The sequence below is a fragment of the Catenulispora pinistramenti genome, from assembly GCF_018274385.1.
Taxonomy (GTDB): domain Bacteria; phylum Actinomycetota; class Actinomycetes; order Streptomycetales; family Catenulisporaceae; genus Catenulispora; species Catenulispora pinistramenti.
Genome location: NZ_JAAFYZ010000192.1, coordinates 1 through 21,524 on the forward strand (window position 1 = coordinate 1; position 21,524 = coordinate 21,524).

The window sequence follows — 21,524 nt, forward strand, 5'->3', positions numbered from 1 at the left end:
CTTCGGCCGCGCCACCCGATCATGTTTATGGATATCGTTCACGTCTGTGAACGACGAAAAAGGCCCGCCGCCGAATGCTTTCGCGAGCCTGAGCGGTCTGACGGGCGCTTCGCAGGACCGGTCCAGGGCTCGCGCACGGAGGATGGCGCGGATCTGACGCTGGCTATCGAAGCGCTCTGAGGCCCAGCAGTCAACAGCCTTAACTCGTTTTTTTCGCGGTAGAGTTCACTATTTGCGGCGTTATGTCAGTTCACGAATATGAAATGGAATCAGCATCGCGAACAATTTTACCGACGCTTGACCCTTCGGCCCTTGCCCGCCATGTCCGGGCCGCTGACGATGAACTCGCGCTTCGTACGGACCGGACAGTGCCACCGCCCCACTCCGAAGGGAAAGCCCTGATGTTCTCAGGCGCATCACCCAAGCTCCTGGCCCTGACCGCGGCCGCGACCGTGATCTGCACCGGCGCCGCGGTCGTCGTGACGTCGACGGCGGCCCAGGCCGCCCCGGCGGCCGGCTCCGTCGCCCGGCCCCACCTCAGCACGACGGTCGCACCGGGCGGCAACTTCAACCTGTCCGTCTGGGAGCTCCAGGAGCCCGTCGGCTCGCCCGGTTCCCCGCGGACGATCCCGTCCTCGAAGCTGGTGGGGGCCAAGGGGTATCAGGACACGTACTTCTACACCGACAAGTCCGACGGCGCCATGACGTTCTGGGCACCGGAGAAGGGCGTGACTACGCCCAACTCCAACTACGCGCGCTCGGAGCTGCGGGAGATGAACAGTGACGGCAGCACCGCGGACTGGGCACTGCCGGGCAGCCACCAGCTCCAGGCCACCCTGCGCGTGGACTCGGTGACCAACCACGTCTGCGTCGGCCAGATCCACCTCGGCAGCGGTGGTTCGTCGACCAAGCCGCTGGTCGAGCTGTATTACTACAACAACGGGAACATCGTCCTGGGCACCGAGAACTCGCCCTCCGGTGGGCAGACGACGCACAACATCGCCAACGTGCCGGTCGGCAAGCAGTGGAGCTACACGATCGCGGTCACCGGCGGGAACACCGTCGTGCTGACGGTGAACGGCAAGACGACGAAGTACTCGATCCCGTCCTCGTTCGACGCGTATCACATGTACTTCAAGGCCGGTTCCTACAACCAGTCCTCGTCGAACAGCACCACGAACGGGGCCCGCATCGGCTTCTACGCGCTGACCGTGCACCACGGCTGACCGCGCCGCGTCACGGCTGACCCGCTCAGCCCCGCGCCCGGGCCCGGTCCTCGCCGGGTGCGGGTGCGGGTGCGGACGCGGGTTCGCCGAGCCGGCGCAAGTCGCCGATGGCCAGATCCAGGGCGGCACGCAGATGGTCGGCCCGGCCGGTGGCCTGCAGGATCGTCACGCCGCCCTGGATCGCCGCCAGCAGTGCCGCCGCCCGCTCGTCGACGTCCAGGCCGGCGGGCAGGTGTCCGGCGGTTCGCAAGGCCCTGATGCCGACCGCCAGGTACTCCTGCCAACGGTGCAGCAGCTCGATGACGACGGCCCGGGCGCCGGGGGTGCTGCGGCCGAGGTAGAGCGACAGGGTCCCGATCGGGCAGTGGTCGCCCTGCTCCTCGTAGTGGCGGACCGTCACGTCGCGCCACTGCTGCCAGGCTTCCCAGCTGTCCAGGCGTCCCAGATACGGCTGTTGCACATCCAGCACCTGATCGGCCTCGTACTGCGCGACCGCGAGCAGCAGCTGGTCCTTCCCGTCGGGGAAGTAGTGGAACAGCTGGCTCTTGCTGGTGCGGCTGCGGGCCATGACGCCTTCGAGCGTCGTGCCCTCGATCCCGGACTCGCGCAGGACCTCGGCCGCGGCGTCGATGATGCGTCCGCGGGTGGCTTTCCCTTTCGCCGTCAGCTCTTTCGCCATCGTTCCCACCTCTAGGCGGCGATCACAGCGGCCGCGGTCCGCCCGCCGTCCACGTCCAGCACGATGCCATGGACGAACGCTGACTCGTCGGCAGCCAGGTAGACCGCGGCGTGCGCGATCTCCTCGGGCCGGCCCATCCGCCCGGCCGGCGTCCCGTTCATCATGGCCTCGCCGGGATGGGACTGGTCCGGCGACGGTTCCAGCACCACGCCCGGGGAGATCGCGTTCACCCGCACCCCTTGCGGGCCGAACTCCGCGGCCCAGCTTCGGGTGAGGGTTTCCATGGCGCCCTTGGTGGAGCTGTAGAGGGCTCCGACCGGGACTGCCAGCCGCGCGACCCACGATCCGAGGTTGATGACGGATCCGCCGCCGGCCGCCGCCATCGCCGGCGCGATCTCGCCGGTGAGGAAGAACGGCGCCTTCACGTTCACCGCGTAGACCTCGTCGAAGGTCTTCTCGTCGGTGGCCGCCGTGGTGTCGCCCGGGAAGATCCCGGCGTTGTTGACCAGGATGTCGATGCGTCCCCCGAGGACTTCGGTCGCCCGGGTGGCCAGCGTGCGCGAGGCCCGGGCGCTCCCGTCCAGCTCGGCGCGGACGAAGTCGGCACGGCCACCTCGCGCGCGGATACCGTCGACGACCTCGGCTCCGCGCCGTTCGCTGCGGCCGGACACCACGACGTGTGCCCCCTCAGCCGCGAAAGCCTCGGCGATCGCCCGTCCGATGTTGCTGGTCGAGCCGGTCACCAAGGCTGTCTTTCCGGCAAGCCGCCGCGTCATGGCCGTCTCCTTGCTCTGCTCAGGCATGGAGCCAGCATGCGAGGAGAAAAATGGACCAGCAAGTCCACTCTGTGCGGGGACCTTACTGAGTGGGACGTTGCCGGCCGACCGCTTCGCTACAGCCCGAACGCCTCTTTCGTCTTGCTCCGCTGGGCGTGCGCCACCCCGCGCAGCACCTCGTAGCTGCGGCCGTCCATGGTCGACACCACGATGACGTCGTGGCCCTGGCGCTCCTCGACCGTGGTGATGGAGGCGCGCGACAGCGAGATGTTGTCGTTGAAAAGCACGCGGAACGGCGCCTTCAGATGAATCGTGTGTTCGTCGAAATCGGTCACGGTCCAGCGCTTGTTGTCGGTCATGCCTGTTAGCGTCGCGCCGACGGCCGGTGCTGTCGGTGCGGGTGGGCCGTTCGGGTGTGTCGGCGGGGCGGTGGCGTAGAAATTCCTGTGGGTGTCTCAGCTTTCGGGGTCGCCGGGGAGTTGGGCGCGCAGGCCGTCGATGAGCCGTTCGACGCCGAAGGAGAACTGGGCTCCGGTGTCGCCGGCCTTGACCACCGTGAGCAGGGACATGATGTTCCGGTGCTGCTTGGCGCTCGCCGTTCGGCAGGACTCGGACAGCTCCGATGCGGCATCGGGCTCCCGGCGCGGGGCCTTCGGTACTTGTTCCTGGAGGACGTAGCCCTGGACGTAAGTGGAGATGGTGAGGGTGGCGCGGGCGGCGACCTCGTCGGAGAAGCCCGCCGCGTGGAGTCGGCCGATCATGACGTCCAGGACGTAGAGCAGGTTCGGGCCGGGGGTGCGGCGGCCGGCCATCAGGCGCGCGGCGTCGCGGTTGGCGTGCAGGTGGCGGTAGTAGGCGTGGGCCGCTTCGCGCAGGCACTGCTCCCAGTCGCCGGCGGTGGCCAGCTTGCGGGCGTCCCAGACCACGCTGTCGGCGATCAGGTCCAGGAGCTGTTCCTTGTCCTGCACGTGGTAGTAGAGCGAGGCGGCGCGCACGCCCAGCTCGGCGGCCACTTTGCGCATCGACAAGGCGTCCAGCCCCTCGCGGCGCAGGACGGCCAGACCGGCCGCGGCCAGCGCTTCGCGGGTGATGGCCGGCGCCTTGGCCGCCGCTCTGACGCCACCTGAGTCCGCTGACCCCGCCGAGTCCGCCGAGCCGTTGTCCGCCGAAACCACCGGGGTCTCCTTGTCTTCGTGTGCCGTCATATGCGGTCGTCATATGCCGTCCTCGGCTCACAGACTTGCAGTCTAACGCTGTTAGTGGGAACCTAACGGCGTTAGGCAGCCGTCGCGCGGTGGCTCCGGCCCGGCGCGGGCTCCGCCGCGCCCCAGGAGGGGGCACCATGGCCATTCCGGAACAGAGAAACGGCGGGACCGGGAGCGGTCCCGAATCCGAGGCGGCTCCGGGGGAGCCGACCTCCCGTCGCAAAGCCCTGATCCTCGGCACGCTGTGCATCACGCTGTTCATGGCCATGCTGGACAACGTGGTGGTCAACACCGCGCTGCCGAAGATCGGCTCGCAGTTGCACGCCGGCGTCACCGGCCTGCAGTGGGTGGTCGAGGGCTACAGCCTGGTCTACGCGGCGCTGCTGCTGACCGGCGGCACGCTCGGCGACCGCTTCGGCCGCAAGCGGGTGTTCCTGGCCGGGGTGGTCGGCTTCACGCTCGGCTCGATGCTCTGCGCGCTGTCCGGCTCGATCGGCGAACTCGTCACGGCCCGCATGGTGCAGGGTGTCGGCGCGGCGATGCTGACCCCGGGCAGCCTGTCGATCATCCGCAACACCTTCCCGGACTCGCGCGAACGGGCCCGGGCCATCGGCCTGTGGTCCGGGATCTCAGGGCTCGGACTCGCCCTCGGCCCGGCCGTCGGCGGCCCGCTGGTCGACGCCTTCGGCTGGTCCAGCGTCTTCTGGATCAACGTGCCGATCGGCGCGGTGGCCCTGCTGGTGGGCTGGCGGGTGCTGCCGGAGTTCCACGACGGCCGCGACCGCTTCGACATCCCCGGCCAGATCACCGGCGCCCTCGGTTTCGGTGCGCTGGTGTTCGCGCTGATCGAGGGGCCGAGTTCGGGGTGGGGGAGTGTCAAGGTGCTGACGGCCGCGGCGATCGCGCTGCTCGCCCTGGTGTCCTTCGTCGTCATCGAGGCGACCCGCGCGACGCCGATGCTCGACCTGTCGTTCTTCCGGGACCGGGTCATCTCCGGCGCGCTGCTGAGCGGGTTCATGGTGAGCTTCGGGATGTTCGGCGCGCTGTTCTTCCTGCCGCTGCTGATGCAGGACGTCTATGGCTGGTCTCCGACGATGGCCGGCATCGGTTCGCTGCCGGCCACCGCCTCGATCATGGTGGCGGCCCCGGTCGCGGGCATCGTCACCGGCCGGCTCGGTCCGCGCCCGGCTCTCGTGACCGGTCTGCTGTTGTGCGCGGCGTCCCTGGGCGGTCTGTCGCTCTACGGCCTCGGCGCGCACTACGGAAGCTACGTGTGGACGCTGCCGGTGATGGGCCTGGGCATGGGCCTGTCCTTCGCGCCGGTGTCCGTCGCGGTGCTCGAACGCGTTCCGGCGCCGAAGGCCGGCATCGCCTCGGCGGTGACGAACACCATGCGCGAGGTCGGCGGGGTGGTCGGCATCGCCGCCCTCGGCGCGATCCTCACCAGCCGGATGACCGGGCTGCTCGGCCACAAGCTGCACGCCCTCGGCGTCGACGCCGGTCACTCGCACCAGGTGGTCGGCGCGGTCACCAACGGCGGCGCGGGCGGGATCACGGCCAGCCGCGCGCTGCCGCCGCCGCTGCGCGACACCGTGGACTCCTCTTTCGTCCAAGCCCTGCACCTCGCGCTGCGCAGCGGCGCCGGACTGCTCGCCCTGGCCGCGATCGCCGCGTGGCTGCTGTTGCGGGCCAAGGCGGACCGACAGGTGTTGGCTCAGCCTTCTGAGGTTGCCGCGCCATCCGGCTCCGCGGTGTGATCCCATATCAGAGTGCTGCTGAGGTGCCGCGCGGCACCCGCACGCCCCGGAACCGGTAACGGATCCGGTTCCGGGATCGGTTCCGGAACCGGTTCTTCATTGACACCCGGTAACCCGCGCGCAATATTCAAGCCGAGTAAGGGCGCCCTCCCTGTCGAAGTCGTACGAACCCTGACACCGTCCCGGCCCCACCGGGCGGATCAGCCGTGCGATCCACCGGAACGAAGGGACAGCAATGAGGCTCCTGACACCCGCTCGGCGGCCCAGGCCGGCGCGCGGCAGACCGCGCTCGTCGGAAAGACGGCCGGTGTTCCGTACGGTGCTGGCGGTGGCGGCGTTGTTCGTCGCGCCGCTGGCCGCCCTGCCGACCGCGGCGCACGCGGCCACCGGTTCCCCGTTCGGCGGGACGGCCGCCGCCGTGCCCGGCCTGATCCAGGCCGCGAACTACGACACCGGCGGCCAGGGCGTCGCCTACAACACGGCCCCCGGCAACGGCTCGGCCAACAGCTACCGCGCCGACGGTATCGACCTGGAGACCACCGCCGACACCCTGGGCACCAGCCCGGCCGGTGGCGCGTATGACATGGGCTGGACAACGCCAGGTCAGTGGTTCAACTACACCGTAAACGTTTCCACCGCGGGCACCTACAGCGTCGCCCTCCGGCTGTCCTCGCCCTACGGCCTCACCGACGCGCTGCACATCGCCGACGCCTCGGGCACCAACCTGACCGGCTCGGTCGCCGTCCCCAACACCGGCGGCTACGAGACCTGGGCCACCGTCACGGCCAGCCTCACCCTGCCGGCCGGCATCCAGACGCTGACGGTGAAGCAGGACTCGAACGGCTGGAACTTCCACAACATGGCGTTCACCCTGACCACCAGCGGTGGCGGCGGTGGCGACAAGCCGTTCGGCGGGACGCCCGCGGCCGTGCCGGGCACGGTCCAGGTCGCCAACTACGACACCGGCGGGCCGAACGTCGCCTACAGCGTGACCGCGGCCAACGGCACGGCCACCGGCTACCGGACGGACTCGGTCGACCTGGAGAACACCAGTGACACCCAGGACACCAGCCCGGCCGGCGGCGCCTATGACATGGGCTGGACGAACGCCGGACAGTGGTTCAACTACACGGTCCAGGTGGCCACCAGCGGTGTCTACACAGTCAGCTTCCGGGTGTCCTCGCCATACGGGGTCTCGGACGCGCTGCAAATAGCGAACGCCTCCGGGGCGGATTTGACCGGTCCGGTCGCCGTCCCCGACACCACCAGCTACGCGACCTGGACCAACGTCACCGCGAGCATCACGCTGGCGGCCGGGGCCCAGACGCTGACCGTGAAGCAGGACTCGAACGGCTTCAACCTGCACTTCCTGGCCTTCACCTTGGGCTCGGGCGGCGGCGGTCCCGGCCCGAACCAGTACTGCGGCACCCAGGACCTGGCGATGGACCAGCCGACCACCGCGTCCTCGGTCTATTCGGCGACCGCCAACCCGCCGTCCGCCGCCACCGACGGCGACCCGGGCACCCGTTGGGAGAGCGCCTACAGCGACCCGCAGTGGCTCCAGGTCGACCTCGGGAGCCAGCAGCAGATCTGCAACATCGGCGTCCTGTGGGAGAACGCGTACGCCTCGGCGTTCCAGATCCAGGTCTCCAATGACGCCACCAACTGGACGACGGTCTACTCCACGACCACCGGCACGGGCGGACACCAGACCGTCCCGGTCTCCACGACCGACCGGTACGTCCGCCTGTACGGCACGACCCGCGCCACCCAGTGGGGCTACTCGGTCCTGGAGTTCGACGTATACGGCCTGACCGACACCCCGCCGGTCACCGGCGGCAACGGCAACGGCGGCAACGGGGTCTGCCCGTGGGTCGGTTCCACCGCGCCGGTCGCGCAGCGGGTCCAGCAGGTGCTGAACACGATGGACCAGGCCGAGGAACTGACGTTGGTCGCCGGGGACGGCACCACGAACTACATCGGCCACGTCGCGGGCATCCCCAACCTGTGCATCACGCAGATGAACCTGGAGGACGGGCCGTCCGGCGTCGGTGACGGCAACGGCGGCGTGACCGCGTTCCCCGACGGCGAATCCGCCGCATCCACCTTTGATCCCGGTTTGATCCAGCAGGAGGGCACGGCCAAGGGCGCCGAGTTCGCCGGCAAGGGCGTCAACATCGCGCTCGGCCCGACGACCAACGTGGTGCGCGACCCGCGCTGGGGCCGGACCTACGAGACCTACGGCGAGGACCCGTTCCTGGCCGGCCAGATCACCTCGGCCGAAGTGCAGGGCCTGCAGGGCCAGGGCGTGATGGCGATGGTCAAGCACGTCGCCGCTTATGACCAGGAGCAGTATCCGAACGGCGGCAACAACGAAACCGTTGGCCAGCAAGCGATGCAGGAGCTGTATCTGGCTCCGTTCCAAGCAGCGGCCGAACAGTCCGCACCGGCCTCGATGATGTGCTCCTACGCCGTGGTCAACGGTGCCTCGTCCTGCGCGAGCGCCCCGATGCTCCGCAACGGCCTGGACACGCAGGCGAACTACGGCGGCTTCATCGCCTCCGACTGGGGCGCCGCCGGCCCGGCCGTCGCGGACGCCAACGGCGGTCTGGACATCGCCATGCCGTTCAACTCCTACGCCACCAACCTGGGCAACGCGCTGGCCGCCGGCCAGTTCGACCAGACCACGCTGAACTCCATCGTGGCCCGGATCCTGACCCAGATGTTCGCCTTCGGCCTGTTCGACAACCCGCAGACCGGCTCGCTGTCCGCCACGGTGACCAACGCGGCGCACCAGCAGACGGCACTGCAACTGGGTGAGGAGGGCACGGTCCTGCTGAAGAACAACGGACTGTTGCCGCTGAACCCGAAGCCGGCCACGGCGCAGAGCATCGCGGTCCTCGGCACCGACGGCGGTGCCGCGGTCGAACTCGCCGGCGGCGGCAGCGGCGGGGTGGACAGTTCCAACACCGTGTGGCCGGTGACCGGCATCCAGAACGCGGTCGGGCCGAACGTCACGGTGACCTACACCGCCGGCGACGACAACGGGACGACGAACATCCCGCAGGCCGTGGCCGCGGCGAAGGCCGCGACCTACGCGATCGTCTTCGCCAGCGCGCCGGAGGGCGAGGAGAGCGACCTGAAGACGCTCGACGTGTCGGCCGCCGACGAGACGATGATCGCCGACGTGGCCGCGGTGAACCCGAACACCATCGTGGTGCTCAACAGCGGTTCGCCGGTGGTCATGCCGTGGCTGAACTCCGTGGCCGGGGTCCTGGAGAACTGGTACGGCGGCCAGGAGACCGGCGCCGCGGTCGCCGCGCTGCTGTTCGGCACGGTCAACCCGTCCGGCAAGCTGCCGATGACCTTTCCCAGCAGCCTGAGTCAGGTCCCTGCGCAGACCACCGCGCAGTGGCCCGGCACCCCGACCGGCCCGATCTACAGCGAGGGCGTCAACATCGGCTATCGCTGGTACCAGTCCCAGAACATCACGCCGGCGTTCCCGTTCGGATTCGGCTTGTCCTACACCAAGTTCTCCTTCTCCAACCTGTCCGTCGGCTCGTTCAACTCCGACGGACAAGCCACGGTGACCGCGACGGTGACCAACACCGGATCGGTGGCCGGCGCGGAGGTGGCCCAGATGTACGTCGGTGACCCGGCCGCCAGCCAGGACCCGCCGAACCAACTGGCCGGCTTCCAACGCGTGATGCTCAACCCGGGGCAGAGCGCGACGGTCAGCTTCCCGCTGACGATCCACAACCTGGCGTCGTGGTCGAGCGCCGACAACCAGTGGGAGGCCCAGGCGGGCGGCTACGCGATCCGGGTCGGCGACGCCTCGGACAACCTGCCGCTGACCGGTTCCACCTCGCTGGCGCACACGCTGACCGGCCAGGTCGCCGCGGGCGCCGCCAGTGCGGGGGTGTCCCTGGCGAACACCGCGGTCAGCTCGAACGTCACGCCGAACTCCGGCGCCCCGGGTGCGGAGACGGTCGGCGTCGCCAACCCCTTCGGCTACAGCAGCCCGAAGGGTGCGGCGGTGTCGTTCGCGATGCAGGCCGTGGACTCCAACCAGGCGCAGACGCTCACCTACACGGCGACCGGGTTGCCGCCCGGCGTCAACATCGGCGGTAACGGCACCTTCTCCGGCGCCGGGACCACGACCGGCACCTACACCGTGACTGTGACGGCCACGGATACGGCCGGGGTGTCCGGCACGGCCACGTTCGTGTGGTCGGTCGTGCAGTGAGCTCGATGGTGCGGTGACAGAAGTGCTGTAGCAGAAGTGCTGTGACAGAAGTGCGGTAGCAGAAATCGCCGTGCCGGTCGGGCTTGGGGCCTCGACCGGCACGGCGACTGTCTGTTTCGCGGATCGTTCCTCAGATCGGTTCTCAGAGATCTGATGGATCGGTGTTCGCGCCGCACAACACGACGGCGATCCGCTCGCCCTCGCGCGGGGTGTACCGGCCGGACAGAAGAGCCGCCATCGCCGCCGCGGCACCGTGTTCCACCGCGACCCGCCGGTGTTCCCACAGCGCGGAACGGGCCGCGACGATCTCCTTGTCGGAGACCAGAACGGAGGTCGCCAGCGGGTCGGTGGCCAACCGGTAGGCCGTCCGCGAGACCCGGCGCGCGCCGAGCGAGTCGGACGCGATCGAGTCCACGTCGACGTCGGTCGGGCCGCCGGCCGCCAGCGCCGCGTTGAGGGCCCGGCAGTTCTCGGGCTCGACGGCGACGACGCGGACCCCGTGCGGGAACATCGCGGCCGCGGTGCCGGCGAACAGACCGCCGCCGCCGACGGCGACCATGACGGTGTCGATGTCCGGGACCTGTTCGCGGATCTCGGCGGCGCAGGTCCCGGCACCGGCGGCGATCAGCGGATGGTCGTAGGCGTGGGAGAGCAGCGCCCCGGTGGCCTCGGCGTATTCGATGGAGGCCTCCAGCGCGTGCGCGTAGACGGTGCCTCGCAGCCGCACGTCCGCACCGAGCGCCCGCAGCTTGTCGACCTTCACGGCCGGTGCGGTCTCCGGCACGAAGACGGTGACCTTGGCCCCCGCGGCGCGTCCGGCCCAGGCCGCGGCGATCGCCGCGTTGCCGCCGGAGGCGATCGCGATGCCCTTGGCCGGCATCGTGCCGTTCTCCTGGTGGTACCGCGTGAGGTTGAGCGCGCCGCGGGCCTTGAACGAGCCGCCGTGCTGCATGAACTCGTACGCCAGCCAGACCGGGGCGTTCGGGACGGTCCCGGCGTCGGCGGGGGCGACGGCCACGCGGCGTACCCGGGAGCGGACGCGGTCGGCGGCGGCTTCGACGTCGGACTCGGTGAGGGCCTCGCTGCTCAAGCTCAACTCCTTGCTGAGGCGGTGCGGATCGTTGTACCGGCTTGTACCCCGGCCGCCGTTCCCACGGTAACGGCCCGGGACCGGGGGTCGCGGCGCCGGGGTGAGGTCCGGCGAGGCCGCCGGTGGGAACAAGTTGTCGAAGGCTGGATCCTCTGTGGAATCCGGACCGCTGCGCTATTGTCAGGGAGCGTAGATGCCCCGGTATGCTGCGGCGCGTCCGTGCAGGCGACAGTGTGTCCGTCCGGGCTGTGACCTTCGCCGATCTCACGAGTAGACCTGATTGAGAAGGCCGAATGAATTCTGAGACAGCGCTTTGGTGCGTGGGCGGCGCCCTCGTGGTCGCGATCGCGTTCGCCGTTTACAAGGCGCGGAGCGCCGGGCGGCTGCGGGCGCGAATAGCCCGGCTGGAGGAGGCCTGCGCGGCCCGGGACGCCGCGGTGGCGCAGCTGGCCGCGATCGGTCTGCCGACCGCCGCCGACTTGGCGGACGGCGCCCGTCCGGCTCGTTCCACTCCCGCCCTGGCGCCGATCCTGGCCGGAACGCCGTTCGCCGACAGCGCGGCGGTACTCGCTCAGCGGTACACCGTCGGTTTGGGCGAACTCCAGGTCGCAGTCGCGGAATCGGTGCGGCACAAGGCGCAGGACGAGGCCCGGCAGACCACTGAGTCCTCGGTGCGGTCCTTCGCCGAGACCGTCGTCAGCCTCGGGGCGAACCTGAGCAAGGTGGTCGCCCAGGCCATGCGGGAGCACCGCGGCCAGGAGACCTTCGAGACCCTCACGCTGATCGACCACACGGTCCAGCAGATGATCCGGCAGGCCCAGTCCTACGTCGTGGTCTGCGGCGGGCTGCCCGGCCGGCGCTGGCCGAGCCAGGCGATGACCGACGTCGTGCGCGGCGCGATGGGCCGGATCCAGGACTACCAGCGGATCCGGCCGCGGGAACTGGAGCGGCAGGTGATCGGTCAGGCCGTCGAGCCGGCCGTGCACGCGATCGCCACGTTGCTGGACAACGCCGCCCGCTACTCGCCGCCCGGATCCTTCGTGGACGTCACGTTCCAGGAGGGCCACCACGGCGTGACGATCATCGTCGACGACGCCGGGGTCGGCATGAACAGCGAGCAGCTGGACGCCGCGCGCCGCGTCCTTTCCGGCCAGGAGCCGGTGGACCTCCACCGGTTCGGTCCGCACCCGAAGGTCGGCTTCCCGACGGTCGCCGCGCTCAGCAAGCGCTACGGATTCCAGGCCTCGGTCGACGGATCGAGCAGTCCGTTCGGCGGGACGCGCGCGGCGTTGTTCATCCCCGAAGCCCTGCTGGCCGCGGACGTCGTCGAAGCCGCTCCGGGCGCGGCGCCCGAGCCCGAGCCGCCGGAGCCGTCCGGGGCCGCCGAGGTGACCGGTGCCGGGCTGCCGCGCCGGCGCCGGCACATCGCCACCGCGGACACCCAGCCCCTCCCCCCGATTTTGAGTACGTCGGCCCCGCGGCCCAGTGTCGCCGCGGCGTGGCAGAGCGGCGTGCACAGCGCCGACGAAGCCGCCGCGCCGTCCGACCCCGCAGAAGGGACCCGATAGCCCGTGAGCACCACCGCCCCGCCGGCTGACGGGAACAACAAGCTGACCTGGATGCTCAGCAGCCTGGACCTCGAAGGGGTCCGCTACTCGGTCCTGATCTCCGGGGACGGGCTGCGCATGGCGCATTCAGAGACCATCACCCGCGACGCGGCCGACGCTTTCGCCGCGGCGGTCAGCGGGGTCCAGTCGCTGGGCAAGGCGCTGGCCGGAATGTGCGGAGACGAGGACAACCGGCTGCGGCAGAACCTGATCGAGTACGACCAGGCGCTGGTGCTGGTCACCGCCGCGGGGCAGAACGCGATGCTGGGGGTGTGCGCGGAACCCACGGCGGACGCCGGGCTGATCGTCCACCGGATGAACGATCTGGCCTCGCGCCTCGGCAATGAGCTCAGCAGCCAGACCCGTCGGCCATGACCCGGCCGCGGCGCGATCCGGACCTGGTGCGCGCGTACGTCGTGACCGGCGGCGTCCTGCGGCCCAGCCGGGACGTGGGGCTGGTGACCCTGCTGGTCGCCCAGGACGTCCCGGCCCAGGGGCTGGCCCCCGAACAGCGCCGGGTCCTCGGGGTGTGCAGCCGGCACGGCGCCCTGTCCATCGCGGAGATCGCCGCGCACCTGGACCTGCCGCCGTCGGTGGTCACGATCCTGGCCGCGGGCCTGATGGACTCCGGGCACCTCGCCGTCCCCACCCCGGTCGCCGACGTCCCCGACATCGATGTGCTGAAAGAGGTGCTTCGTGGGCTCCGCCAACTTGTCTGAGGTCGCGTATCTGCCGGGCACCGTCACCCGATCGGTGAAGCTGCTGGTCGCCGGACACTTCGGCGCCGGCAAGACCACTTTCGTCGGCAGCGTCTCGGAGATCCGGCCGTTGCGCACCGAGGAACCGATCACCGAGGCCAGCGTCGGCGTCGACGACCTGGCCGGGCTGCCGCGCAAGACCTCGACCACCGTGGCGATGGACTTCGGCCGCCGGACGTTCGGGGGAGTGGCGCTGTACTTGTTCGGTACCCCCGGGCAGCAGCGGTTCCTGCCGATGTGGGACGAACTCGCGCGCGGCGCGGTCGGCGCCCTGGTGCTGGTCGACACCCGGCGGCTGGACCACTCCGACGAGATCCTCAGCGCGGTGGAGAAGCGCGGCCTGCCCTACACGGTCGCGGTCAACGAGTTCGACGGCGCCCGCCGCTATCCCGCGGAGGAGATCCGGCAGGCGCTGGACCTGGCCCCCTCCACCCCCCTGACCGTCTGCGACGCCCGTGACCAGGCCTCGTCCGCCAAGGCGCTGATCGTGCTCGTCGAACACCTCACCAGTGGACCGGAGATGCTCGCGTGACCACCCAGACAACCGCTGCCGCCGCGACCGCCGCGAGCGCGCGGGTCCCGATGTACACGCCGGAATTCGCCGCCGATCCGCACGGCACGTACGAGGAGATGCGGCGGCGGCACGGCTCCCTGGTGCCGGTGCTGCTCGATCCGGACGTGCCCGCCACGCTGGTGATCGGCTACCACACGGCGGTCCAGATCCTGCACGACCCCGAGCGGTTCCCCGCCGATCCGCGCCGCTGGGAGGAACGCGTGGCCGCGGACAACCCGGTCCGGCCGATGATGGAGTGGCGGCCGAACGCCTTGCGCAGCGCGGGGATCGAGCACGCCCGGTACCGCGGCGCGAACGTGTTCAGCCTCGGCGGGGTCGACCTGCACGGGCTGCGCACGGTGGTGCAGGACGTGGCGATCGGCTTGATCAACGACCTGTGTCAGGCCGGCGAGGCGGACCTGATCACCCAGTACGCCTTCCCGCTGGCGTTCCAGGTTCTCAATACCCTGCTGGGCTGCCCGCCGGAGATCGGGGAGCGGGTCGCGAAGGGGATGGCCTCGATCTTCGAGGGGATCGACGCCGAGGCCGGCAACGCGATGCTCGCCGCGGCGCTGGCCGAGCTGGTGTTGCTGAAGAAGGCGCATCCGGCGAACGACGTCACCAGCCGGCTGCTCCAGCACGAGTCGGGTCTGGACGTCACCGAGATGGTGCATCAGCTTGCTTGTATCTACGGGGCGGGGATCGAGCCGCAGCAGAACCTGATCGCCAACACGCTCCTGCTGATCCTGACCGACGAGCGCTTCTCCGGCGACGTGCTTGACGGGAACCTGGCTGTCCGCGACGCTCTGGACGAGGTGTTGTATCAGGACCCGCCGATGGCCAACTATGCGATCTCCTATCCCCCTTACCCCGTGCAGATCGACGGGGTCTGGCTGCCTGCCGACCAACCGGTGCTGATCAGCATGTCCGCGTGCAACAACGATCCGGCGATCGCCTCGGATCAGCGGGCCGGGAACCGGGCGCATCTGGCGTGGAGTATCGGGCCGCATGCTTGTCCGGCGCAGTCGGCCGCGTATCTGATCGCTCAGGCCGCCATCGACCAGATTCTCGACGCTCTGCCGGAGATGGAGCTCGCGGTTCCGGCGGAGCAGTTGGTCTGGCGGCCCGGGCCTTTTGCGCGGGCTTTGGCCGCGCTGCCTGTCACCGTCCCGGGGTCGCCGCCTATTCCGCTGCGCTGAATCTCTCTCTTATCCGTTCCGTACCTGTCTGCCGTTTGGCGTCTGCTCGACCGCTCGACCGCTCGACCGCTCGTCTGCTCGTCTGCTCGACCGCTCGACTGCCGTATGCCCGTTTGCCATGGAAGGCCCTCGCATGGACCAGAACGTCTTCACCCTCGACCCGACCGGCGGGAACCGCCACACCGAGGACGCGTATCTGCGGGCTCACGGGCCCGCGGTGCGCGTCGATCTGCTGGGGCAGGAGGTGTGGGCCGTCGCCGATCCGGGCGTGCTCAAGGCGCTCCTGGTCGATCCGCGGGTGTCCAAGGACGCGGCCCAGCACTGGCCGAAGTTCCCGGGCGAGATCATCGGCAAGTGGCCGCTGGCACTGTGGGTCGGCGTCAGCAACATGTTCACCGCCTACGGCGCCGACCACCGCAGGCTGCGCCGCCTGGTCAGCCCGGCGTTCTCGACCCGCCGCGTCGCCGCGATGACCTCGCGGATCGAGGAGATCACCGACGCGCTCCTCGACACCGTCGCGGCCACCCCGGCCGGCCAGAGCGTCGACCTGCGCGAGAACTTCGCCGTCCCGCTGCCGATCCAGGTCATCAGCTCCCTGATGGGACTGCCGGACAGCGCGCAGAAAGCCTTCCGCAGCCTCGTGGACGCGGTGTTCGACACCACGCAGTCAGCGGAGGAGGCGACCGAGAACGCCACGAAGCTCTACGGCGTCCTGGCCGACCTGGTCGCCGAGAAGCGCGAAAACCCGGGCGACGACATGACGTCCCTGCTGATAGCCACCCGCGACGACGAGGGCGACGGCTCGGCACTGGCCGAACAGGAACTACTCGACACCCTGCTCCTGGTGGTCTCGGCCGGCTACGAGACCACCGTCAACCTGATCGACCAGGGCATCACCTTGCTCCTGACCAGCCCCGACCAGCGCGCGAAGCTGGAAGCGGGCCAAGTCGGCTGGCGCGACGTGGTCGAGGAGGTCCTCCGCTTCGAGGCGCCGGTCGCCAACCTCCCGCTGCGCTACGCGGTCCAGGACGTGGAACTGCCCGGCGGCGTGACGATCCGCCAGGGCGAAGCCATCCTGGCGTCCTACGCAGCCGCCGGCCGCCACCGGGACCTGCACGGCGACAGCGCGGACGAGTTCGACGTAGCCAGATCCATCAAGGACCACCTCGCCTTCGGCCACGGCGTGCACTTCTGCCTCGGCGCGCAACTGGCCCGCATGGAAGCCGAGATCGCACTGCGCACGCTGTTCACCCGCTTCCCGGAGCTCGCCTTCGCCACGGACGCGGAACTGCGTCCGCTGGAGTCTTTGATCTCCAACGGGCATCAGGTGCTGCCGGTGGTGTTGCGGCCTGCGTGAGGCGGGTGATGTAGCGGCTTCGGTTCCCGGGTGCCCCGGCCGTGGCCGCCACACCTTCACCGAGGTCAGCTGGAATTGGGCGGCACCCGTCCTTCAGTATTGGAAGGACGGATGCCGCACATTGTGCGCCTAATGTGGATTCGCCGAACTACCGCCCGCCGGCCAGCTCCTGGACCGCCGGGCCGATCTGCGGCCAGGAACCGCCATTCAGCTCGAACGTTCCGGCACTCGTTGTGCCGTACAGATCGGTGTCGGTGACTGCGAAGGCAGTACCCGGGTTGCCGGTGGGTGTCCACAGTTCGGCGCTGTTGTCGTAGTGGTTGATGTTCCCGGTGTTCGGGTCGGTCGCATACAGGTCGGTGCCGCCGGCGTAGAGGTGTGCCGCCGGACCGCCTATCTGGGTCCAGCCTGTGTTGCCGCCAACGAATTGCCGGACTGCGGAGTGGTCTGGTGCGAGCCCGAACAACCCGATCGCGTTGACGACGAACTCCGACCCGGGTCCACCCACCTGGCTCCAGTTGTTCGGTGTGCCGTTGTAGTGGTTGATGTTCCCGGTGTTCGGGTCGGTGGCGTACAGTTCGGTGCCGCCGGCGTAGAGGTGTGCCGCCGGACCGCCGATCTGGATCCAGCCGGTTCCGGTGTACTGCATGACTTGGGAGTGATCGGGCGCGAGGCCGTACAGGCCCACGGCGTTCACCGCGAACTCGGCTCCGGGTCTGCCGATCTGGCTCCAGTTGTTCGGGGTACCGTTGTACTGGTTGATGTTCCCAGTGTCGGGGTCGGTGGCGAAGACTCCGTAGCCGCCGGCGTAGAGATGCCCGGCTCGACCGCCGATGGCCGTCCACGATGTGCCGTCCCACTTGTCGACCGCGGTACCGCCCTGTGCCAGCGCGTACAGGTTCGATCCGGTCGCAGGCCCGTTGTGGAAGGTCAGCGGCGCGAGATAGACACCGCCCGCGCCCCAGCCCGCTGAGCTCACCCACAGGTTGCCCGTGTTGTCCGGCACCACTTCGGCTGCGTGCGCGTCGAGGTGCCCGACCAGGTTGGCCATATCGAAGTGCAGCGGATCAGTGCTGGCGAACACGTCGGTGCCCGCGTAGTCGCCGCGTGGTCCGATGAACAGGTACCACATGCCATCGTGTTGGTAGACGAATGGCGACTCGGTGGGCCCGGCACCGGTGCCGGTCGTCGGGTCGGTGTACGCGATGGCGCGATCGCTCCAGTGGATCAGGTCAGTGCTGGTCCGGTAGGCGACGACGTGGTTGCCGCCGGCTGGCGCGCTGGTCGCGTCGTAGTACATGACCCACTGCGAGCCGACACGCGCGACCATCGGGTCCCGGGCGTCGTAGCCGTCGGTGAACAGCGGGCCGGACGGCAGACGGGTCCAGGTCACCAGATCCTTCGAGGTGGCGAGGTTGATCTCCGAGTTCGTGTGGTCCGGGCCGCCGCCGCAGTAGTACATGTAATACGTGTCGCCGACGTGGATGACGTGGGGAGCCCACAGGTGCGTTTCGTCATAAGGAGGCGTCGTGTCAACCGTCAGTGCGGGCGCTTGCTTGGTCCACGGCCCGTGCAGGTCCGGCGCGGTAGCGTGGGCGAATTCTGTTTCGTCGCCCGGATCGGACGGTTCGGCGTGGGTGATGCCGAACAAGTGCCACTCGCCGCTGGAGTCCTGGACGAAGGTGTGGTCGTTGATGTACCACTGCTGGGAAGCGGTGCTGGGATCGTAAATCTTGGTGAAGGCGCCGGCGGTGACCCAGTGGGCGCCTTGTTGGAGCGCAGCGGCTGCGTGCGGTGTGGCCGGCGTCTTCAGTGACACCGAGGCCTCGGCATTAGTTCCCGCCGCTATCAGGGCGACTAACGCTGTGAGTGCGCCGAGCGCGGTACGCATACCGCGATGACGCTTCAAGACTCCTACATGCATAACCTGTCTTGCCTCCTGGCGTGGTGGTGCATGGATGCGGTGGCCCCGCGCTCCGTGGCGGGCGACCCATCGGAGATCATGCCGCCGAAGTCGCTCACATGCCTTGATAGTGTCGGCCGCCCGCCGATCTCGAACTAGCCGCTTCCGGTGAACCGCATGACCATGCTGCGGTCCAGGGCCAGGCCGTACATGGTGTCGTTGGCTATTGCGAAGGTGCAGCCGGGTCCGTTGATCCAATCCCAGCCTTGGGTGCACTGCGCCCAGGCTTGAGCTTTCTCTGGGTACTGCCACACTCGACCTGCGCCGGCGGACCCCGGCTTGGCGAAGGCCGTTGGGGGGCTCCAATATCGTCAGTCTGACGAGAATGATGTCCGGTGAATGCCGGCACCGCCGGGCGCGGACCCTTCGGCCTGGACTGCGGGAAGGTCCGAGGCCGCACGATCAGGGAGCACCCTTCCCTGACCGCCCGAGGCCTATCCTGGTAGGCATGCCCGACACCGCGACCACCGACCAGACCTACATCGTCCGCACCTACGGCTGCCAGATGAACGTCCACGACTCCGAGCGCCTGTCCGGCCTGCTGGAAGGCGCCGGCTATGTGCGGGCGGCGGATGGGGCCAGTGAGGCGGATGTGGTGGTGCTCAACACCTGTGCGGTGCGGGAGAACGCCGACAACCGGCTCTACGGGAACCTGGGGCATCTGGCCTCGGTGAAGGCGGGGCGGCCGGGGATGCGGATCGCGGTCGGGGGGTGTCTGGCGCAGAAGGATCGGGGGGAGATCACGCGGCGGGCGCCTTGGGTGGATGTGGTGTTCGGGACGCACAACATCGGGGCGTTGCCGGTGTTGCTGGAGCGGGCCCGGGTGCAGGACGAGGCCCAGGTGGAGATCCTGGAGTCGCTGGATGTGTTCCCCTCCACGTTGCCGACGCGGCGGGAGTCGGCGTATGCGGCGTGGGTCAGTGTGTCGGTGGGGTGTAACAACACCTGTACGTTCTGTATCGTGCCCGCGCTGCGGGGCAAGGAGAAGGACCGGCGGCCCGGGGAGATCCTTTCCGAGATCGAGGCGCTGGTGGCCGAGGGCGTGTGCGAGGTGACGCTGCTCGGGCAGAACGTCAACGCGTACGGGTCGGAGTTCGGCGACCGGGAGGCGTTCGCGAAGCTGCTGCGGGCCTGCGGGCAGATCGAGGGCCTGGAGCGGGTGCGCTTCACCTCGCCGCATCCGCGGGACTTCACCGACGATGTGATCGCGGCGATGGCCCAGACCCCGAACGTGATGCCGCAGCTGCACATGCCGCTGCAGTCCGGCTCGGACACCGTGCTGCGGGCGATGCGCCGCTCCTACCGGCAGGACCGCTACCTGGGCATCATCGAGCGGGTGCGGGCGGCGATGCCGGACGCGGCGATCACCACCGACATCATCGTCGGCTTCCCCGGGGAGACCGAGGAGGACTTCGAGCAGACGATGCACGTGGTGCGCGAGGCGCGGTTCTCGGCCGCGTTCACGTTCCAGTACTCCAAGCGGCCCGGGACCCCGGCGGCCACGATGGAGGAGCAGGTGCCCAAGGAGGTCGTGCAGGCGCGGTACGAGCGGTTGGTCGCGCTGCAGGAGGAGATCTCCTGGGAGGAGAACAAGAAGCAGGTCGGGCGGACCGTCGAGCTGCTGGTCGCCGAGGGCGAGGGGCGCAAGGACGGGGAGACGCGGCGGATGTCGGGGCGGGCTCCGGACAACCGGCTGGTGCACTTCGCGGTAGGCAGCACTCCTGCTGATGAGCTGCCGCGGCCCGGCGACATGGTGTCGGTGCAGGTCACCTACGCGGCGCCGCACCACCTGAACGCCGACGGTGCGGACGGCGGGAGCGCCATCAAGGCCCTGCGACGTACCCGGTCCGGCGACGCGTGGCAGGCCCGGCAGGAGCAGCCGGAGGGCGAGCGGCGGGGGCCCGCCGTGGCGCTGGGGATGCCGTCGATCGGTCAGCCGGCGGCGGCAGCTCAGGCGGACAATGCTTGCGGCGTCTGCTGATCGACGTGGTCGTGTCGAAGGCCCCTGCGAAGGAGATCGCAGGGGCCTTCGATTCGTATCCGGCTACTGATTGCCGGACCAGTTGGCCGGCCCGCAGCCGTCCACGGCCTTCTTGGCGGCGGCGTCCAGCCACGGCGTGATGTCAGTGGACTGCGAATGGTTCACGGCCAGCGCCACCGAGAGGACGATGTAGCGGTGCTGCTGCTCGCGGTACTGCTTGATGGTCGCCGACTGGTAGTCGCCCTGGCACGCCGTGGAGCCGGGCCCGCTCTCCGGGCACCAGATGCCGAAGTCGGCGGTCGACTGCTGCGCCAGGTCGTTGTAGACGGTGGTCGCGGTGTGCTCGTCGGGGAGCGGCAGGACCTTCACCGAGACCAGGTACTGGCCGCTGTCGTCGACGTAGGCGGCCGCGATCTCCTTGCTGCAGCTGTTGGAGGTCAGGATGTCCTGCATGTTCGAGGACATGTCGGTCTGCACGCACGGCTGCACGCTGCCGGCCTTCAGCGTGTAGTGCACGCCCTTGTCGTCGGTGAAGTCCTGCGGCACCAGCGCGTTCACCTCCAGCGGCGTCTTGTCGGTCTGCATCGCGTTGAGCGAGTTCGGATCGAACGGCGTCGTGGTCACTCCGGGCGGGGAGTCGGTGTCCCCGGCCGAGTCGGTGTCGGTGACGTCGCCCCCGGCGGTGTCGCTGGAGCCGTCGGACGGCCCGCCGGTGTCGGACCCGGACGCGGCGGCGGAGTCGGTCGGGAAGTTGGTGCCCGGCACGGACGTCGGCAGCGCCGACGACGGGGAGGACGACGAACTCGTGGACTTCGCGGCGTTCCCGACAGCGTCGGACGACCCGCTGTTGTTGCTCCGCGTGGCGAGCACCACCAGCGACACCACGGCGGCCATCGCGACCACAGCCCCGACGATGATCGCCGCGGTCTTGCCCCCGTTGCCCTTGTTCGGCGGCGGCCCCTGTTGCGGGAAGAAGGGCGGCTGGCCCGGCGGGGGACCACCCCAGGGTCCGGGCGCGGGTGCGGGCGGCGGTTGCTGCCAGGCGCCTTGCGGCTGGGGTTGGGGTTGTGGCTGGGGTTGTGGCTGCTGGAGCCAGGGGTTCGGCGCGCCGGGCGGGGGTACTGCGG

General features: G+C 69.6%; 17 protein-coding genes and 1 pseudogene. 11 read left to right on the plus strand and 7 right to left on the minus strand.

What is annotated here, in order from left to right; genetic code table 11:
* The coding region (locus tag KGQ19_RS37110; protein WP_212018117.1) for a hypothetical protein at positions 1-180 on the plus strand (180 nt) is incomplete at its 5' end.
* A 221-nt stretch (positions 181-401) separates the two neighbouring features.
* Positions 402-1,226, plus strand: a complete 825-nt coding sequence (locus tag KGQ19_RS37115) for a polysaccharide lyase family 7 protein (protein ID WP_212018120.1) — start codon at positions 402-404, stop codon at positions 1,224-1,226.
* A 25-nt stretch (positions 1,227-1,251) separates the two neighbouring features.
* Here the strand turns inward: KGQ19_RS37115 and KGQ19_RS37120 are convergent, their stop codons facing one another.
* The 4 genes from KGQ19_RS37120 to KGQ19_RS37135 form a co-directional block, all read right to left on the minus strand.
* A complete protein-coding gene (locus KGQ19_RS37120; RefSeq protein WP_212018122.1) occupies positions 1,252-1,905 on the minus strand; it encodes a TetR/AcrR family transcriptional regulator in 654 nt (217 codons plus the stop codon).
* An 11-nt stretch (positions 1,906-1,916) separates the two neighbouring features.
* The gene (locus KGQ19_RS37125; RefSeq protein WP_212018150.1) at positions 1,917-2,681 is read right to left on the minus strand and encodes an SDR family NAD(P)-dependent oxidoreductase; all 765 of its coding nucleotides are present in this window, start codon (positions 2,679-2,681) and stop codon (positions 1,917-1,919) included.
* 116 nt (positions 2,682-2,797) lie between these two features.
* Positions 2,798-3,040 (minus strand): hypothetical protein, encoded by a 243-nt coding sequence (locus KGQ19_RS37130; RefSeq protein ID WP_212018124.1) that lies wholly within the window; start codon positions 3,038-3,040, stop codon positions 2,798-2,800.
* Between the two features lie 96 nt (positions 3,041-3,136).
* Positions 3,137-3,886 (minus strand): TetR/AcrR family transcriptional regulator, encoded by a 750-nt coding sequence (locus KGQ19_RS37135; RefSeq protein ID WP_212018126.1) that lies wholly within the window; start codon positions 3,884-3,886, stop codon positions 3,137-3,139.
* A 137-nt stretch (positions 3,887-4,023) separates the two neighbouring features.
* On the opposite strand from KGQ19_RS37135, the gene KGQ19_RS37140 reads away from it, so the two are divergent.
* Together KGQ19_RS37140 and KGQ19_RS37145 are read left to right on the plus strand one after the other, a co-directional pair.
* Positions 4,024-5,643, plus strand: coding sequence for an MFS transporter (locus tag KGQ19_RS37140; protein ID WP_212018128.1), 1,620 nt, complete (start codon positions 4,024-4,026; stop codon positions 5,641-5,643).
* A 307-nt stretch (positions 5,644-5,950) separates the two neighbouring features.
* Complete coding sequence (locus KGQ19_RS37145) at positions 5,951-9,889, plus strand: glycoside hydrolase family 3 C-terminal domain-containing protein (protein ID WP_307856622.1); 3,939 nt, start codon at positions 5,951-5,953, stop codon at positions 9,887-9,889.
* 142 nt (positions 9,890-10,031) lie between these two features.
* On the opposite strand, the gene KGQ19_RS37150 is transcribed toward KGQ19_RS37145, so the two are convergent.
* Complete coding sequence (locus tag KGQ19_RS37150) at positions 10,032-10,979, minus strand: threonine/serine dehydratase (RefSeq protein WP_212018132.1); 948 nt, start codon at positions 10,977-10,979, stop codon at positions 10,032-10,034.
* 293 nt (positions 10,980-11,272) lie between these two features.
* Here KGQ19_RS37150 and KGQ19_RS37155 point away from each other — a divergent pair, with 293 nt between their 5' ends.
* The 6 genes from KGQ19_RS37155 to KGQ19_RS37180 all read left to right on the plus strand — a co-directional run bounded on the left by KGQ19_RS37155 (position 11,273) and on the right by KGQ19_RS37180 (position 16,453).
* Complete coding sequence (locus KGQ19_RS37155; protein WP_212018134.1) at positions 11,273-12,547, plus strand: ATP-binding protein; 1,275 nt, start codon at positions 11,273-11,275, stop codon at positions 12,545-12,547.
* Between the two features lie 3 nt (positions 12,548-12,550).
* Positions 12,551-12,961, plus strand: coding sequence for a roadblock/LC7 domain-containing protein (locus KGQ19_RS37160; protein WP_212018136.1), 411 nt, complete (start codon positions 12,551-12,553; stop codon positions 12,959-12,961).
* Positions 12,958-13,305: a DUF742 domain-containing protein gene (locus tag KGQ19_RS37165; protein WP_212018138.1), complete on the plus strand. Its 348-nt coding sequence runs from the start codon at positions 12,958-12,960 to the stop codon at positions 13,303-13,305. The genes KGQ19_RS37160 and KGQ19_RS37165 overlap by 4 nt, the downstream gene beginning before the upstream one ends.
* On the plus strand, positions 13,283-13,876 hold the full coding sequence (locus tag KGQ19_RS37170) for a GTP-binding protein (protein WP_212018140.1): 594 nt from the start codon (positions 13,283-13,285) through the stop codon (positions 13,874-13,876). Before KGQ19_RS37165 ends, KGQ19_RS37170 begins: the two co-directional genes overlap by 23 nt.
* A 50-nt stretch (positions 13,877-13,926) precedes the next feature.
* Positions 13,927-15,096, plus strand: coding sequence for a cytochrome P450 family protein (locus KGQ19_RS37175; RefSeq protein WP_212018152.1), 1,170 nt, complete (start codon positions 13,927-13,929; stop codon positions 15,094-15,096).
* Between the two features lie 133 nt (positions 15,097-15,229).
* Positions 15,230-16,453: a cytochrome P450 family protein gene (locus tag KGQ19_RS37180; RefSeq protein ID WP_212018142.1), complete on the plus strand. Its 1,224-nt coding sequence runs from the start codon at positions 15,230-15,232 to the stop codon at positions 16,451-16,453.
* Between the two features lie 148 nt (positions 16,454-16,601).
* Here KGQ19_RS37180 and KGQ19_RS37185 read toward each other — a convergent pair whose 3' ends face one another.
* The gene (locus KGQ19_RS37185) at positions 16,602-18,362 is read right to left on the minus strand and encodes a family 43 glycosylhydrolase (RefSeq protein WP_212018144.1); all 1,761 of its coding nucleotides are present in this window, start codon (positions 18,360-18,362) and stop codon (positions 16,602-16,604) included.
* Positions 18,363-18,864: 502 nt separating this feature from the next.
* On the opposite strand from KGQ19_RS37185, the gene miaB reads away from it, so the two are divergent.
* Positions 18,865-20,397, plus strand: a complete 1,533-nt coding sequence (gene miaB / locus KGQ19_RS37190) for a tRNA (N6-isopentenyl adenosine(37)-C2)-methylthiotransferase MiaB (protein WP_212018146.1) — start codon at positions 18,865-18,867, stop codon at positions 20,395-20,397.
* A gap of 63 nt (positions 20,398-20,460) precedes the next feature.
* Here the strand turns inward: miaB and KGQ19_RS37195 are convergent.
* Positions 20,461-21,524: pseudogene (locus KGQ19_RS37195) on the minus strand (hypothetical protein); the annotation flags it as partial.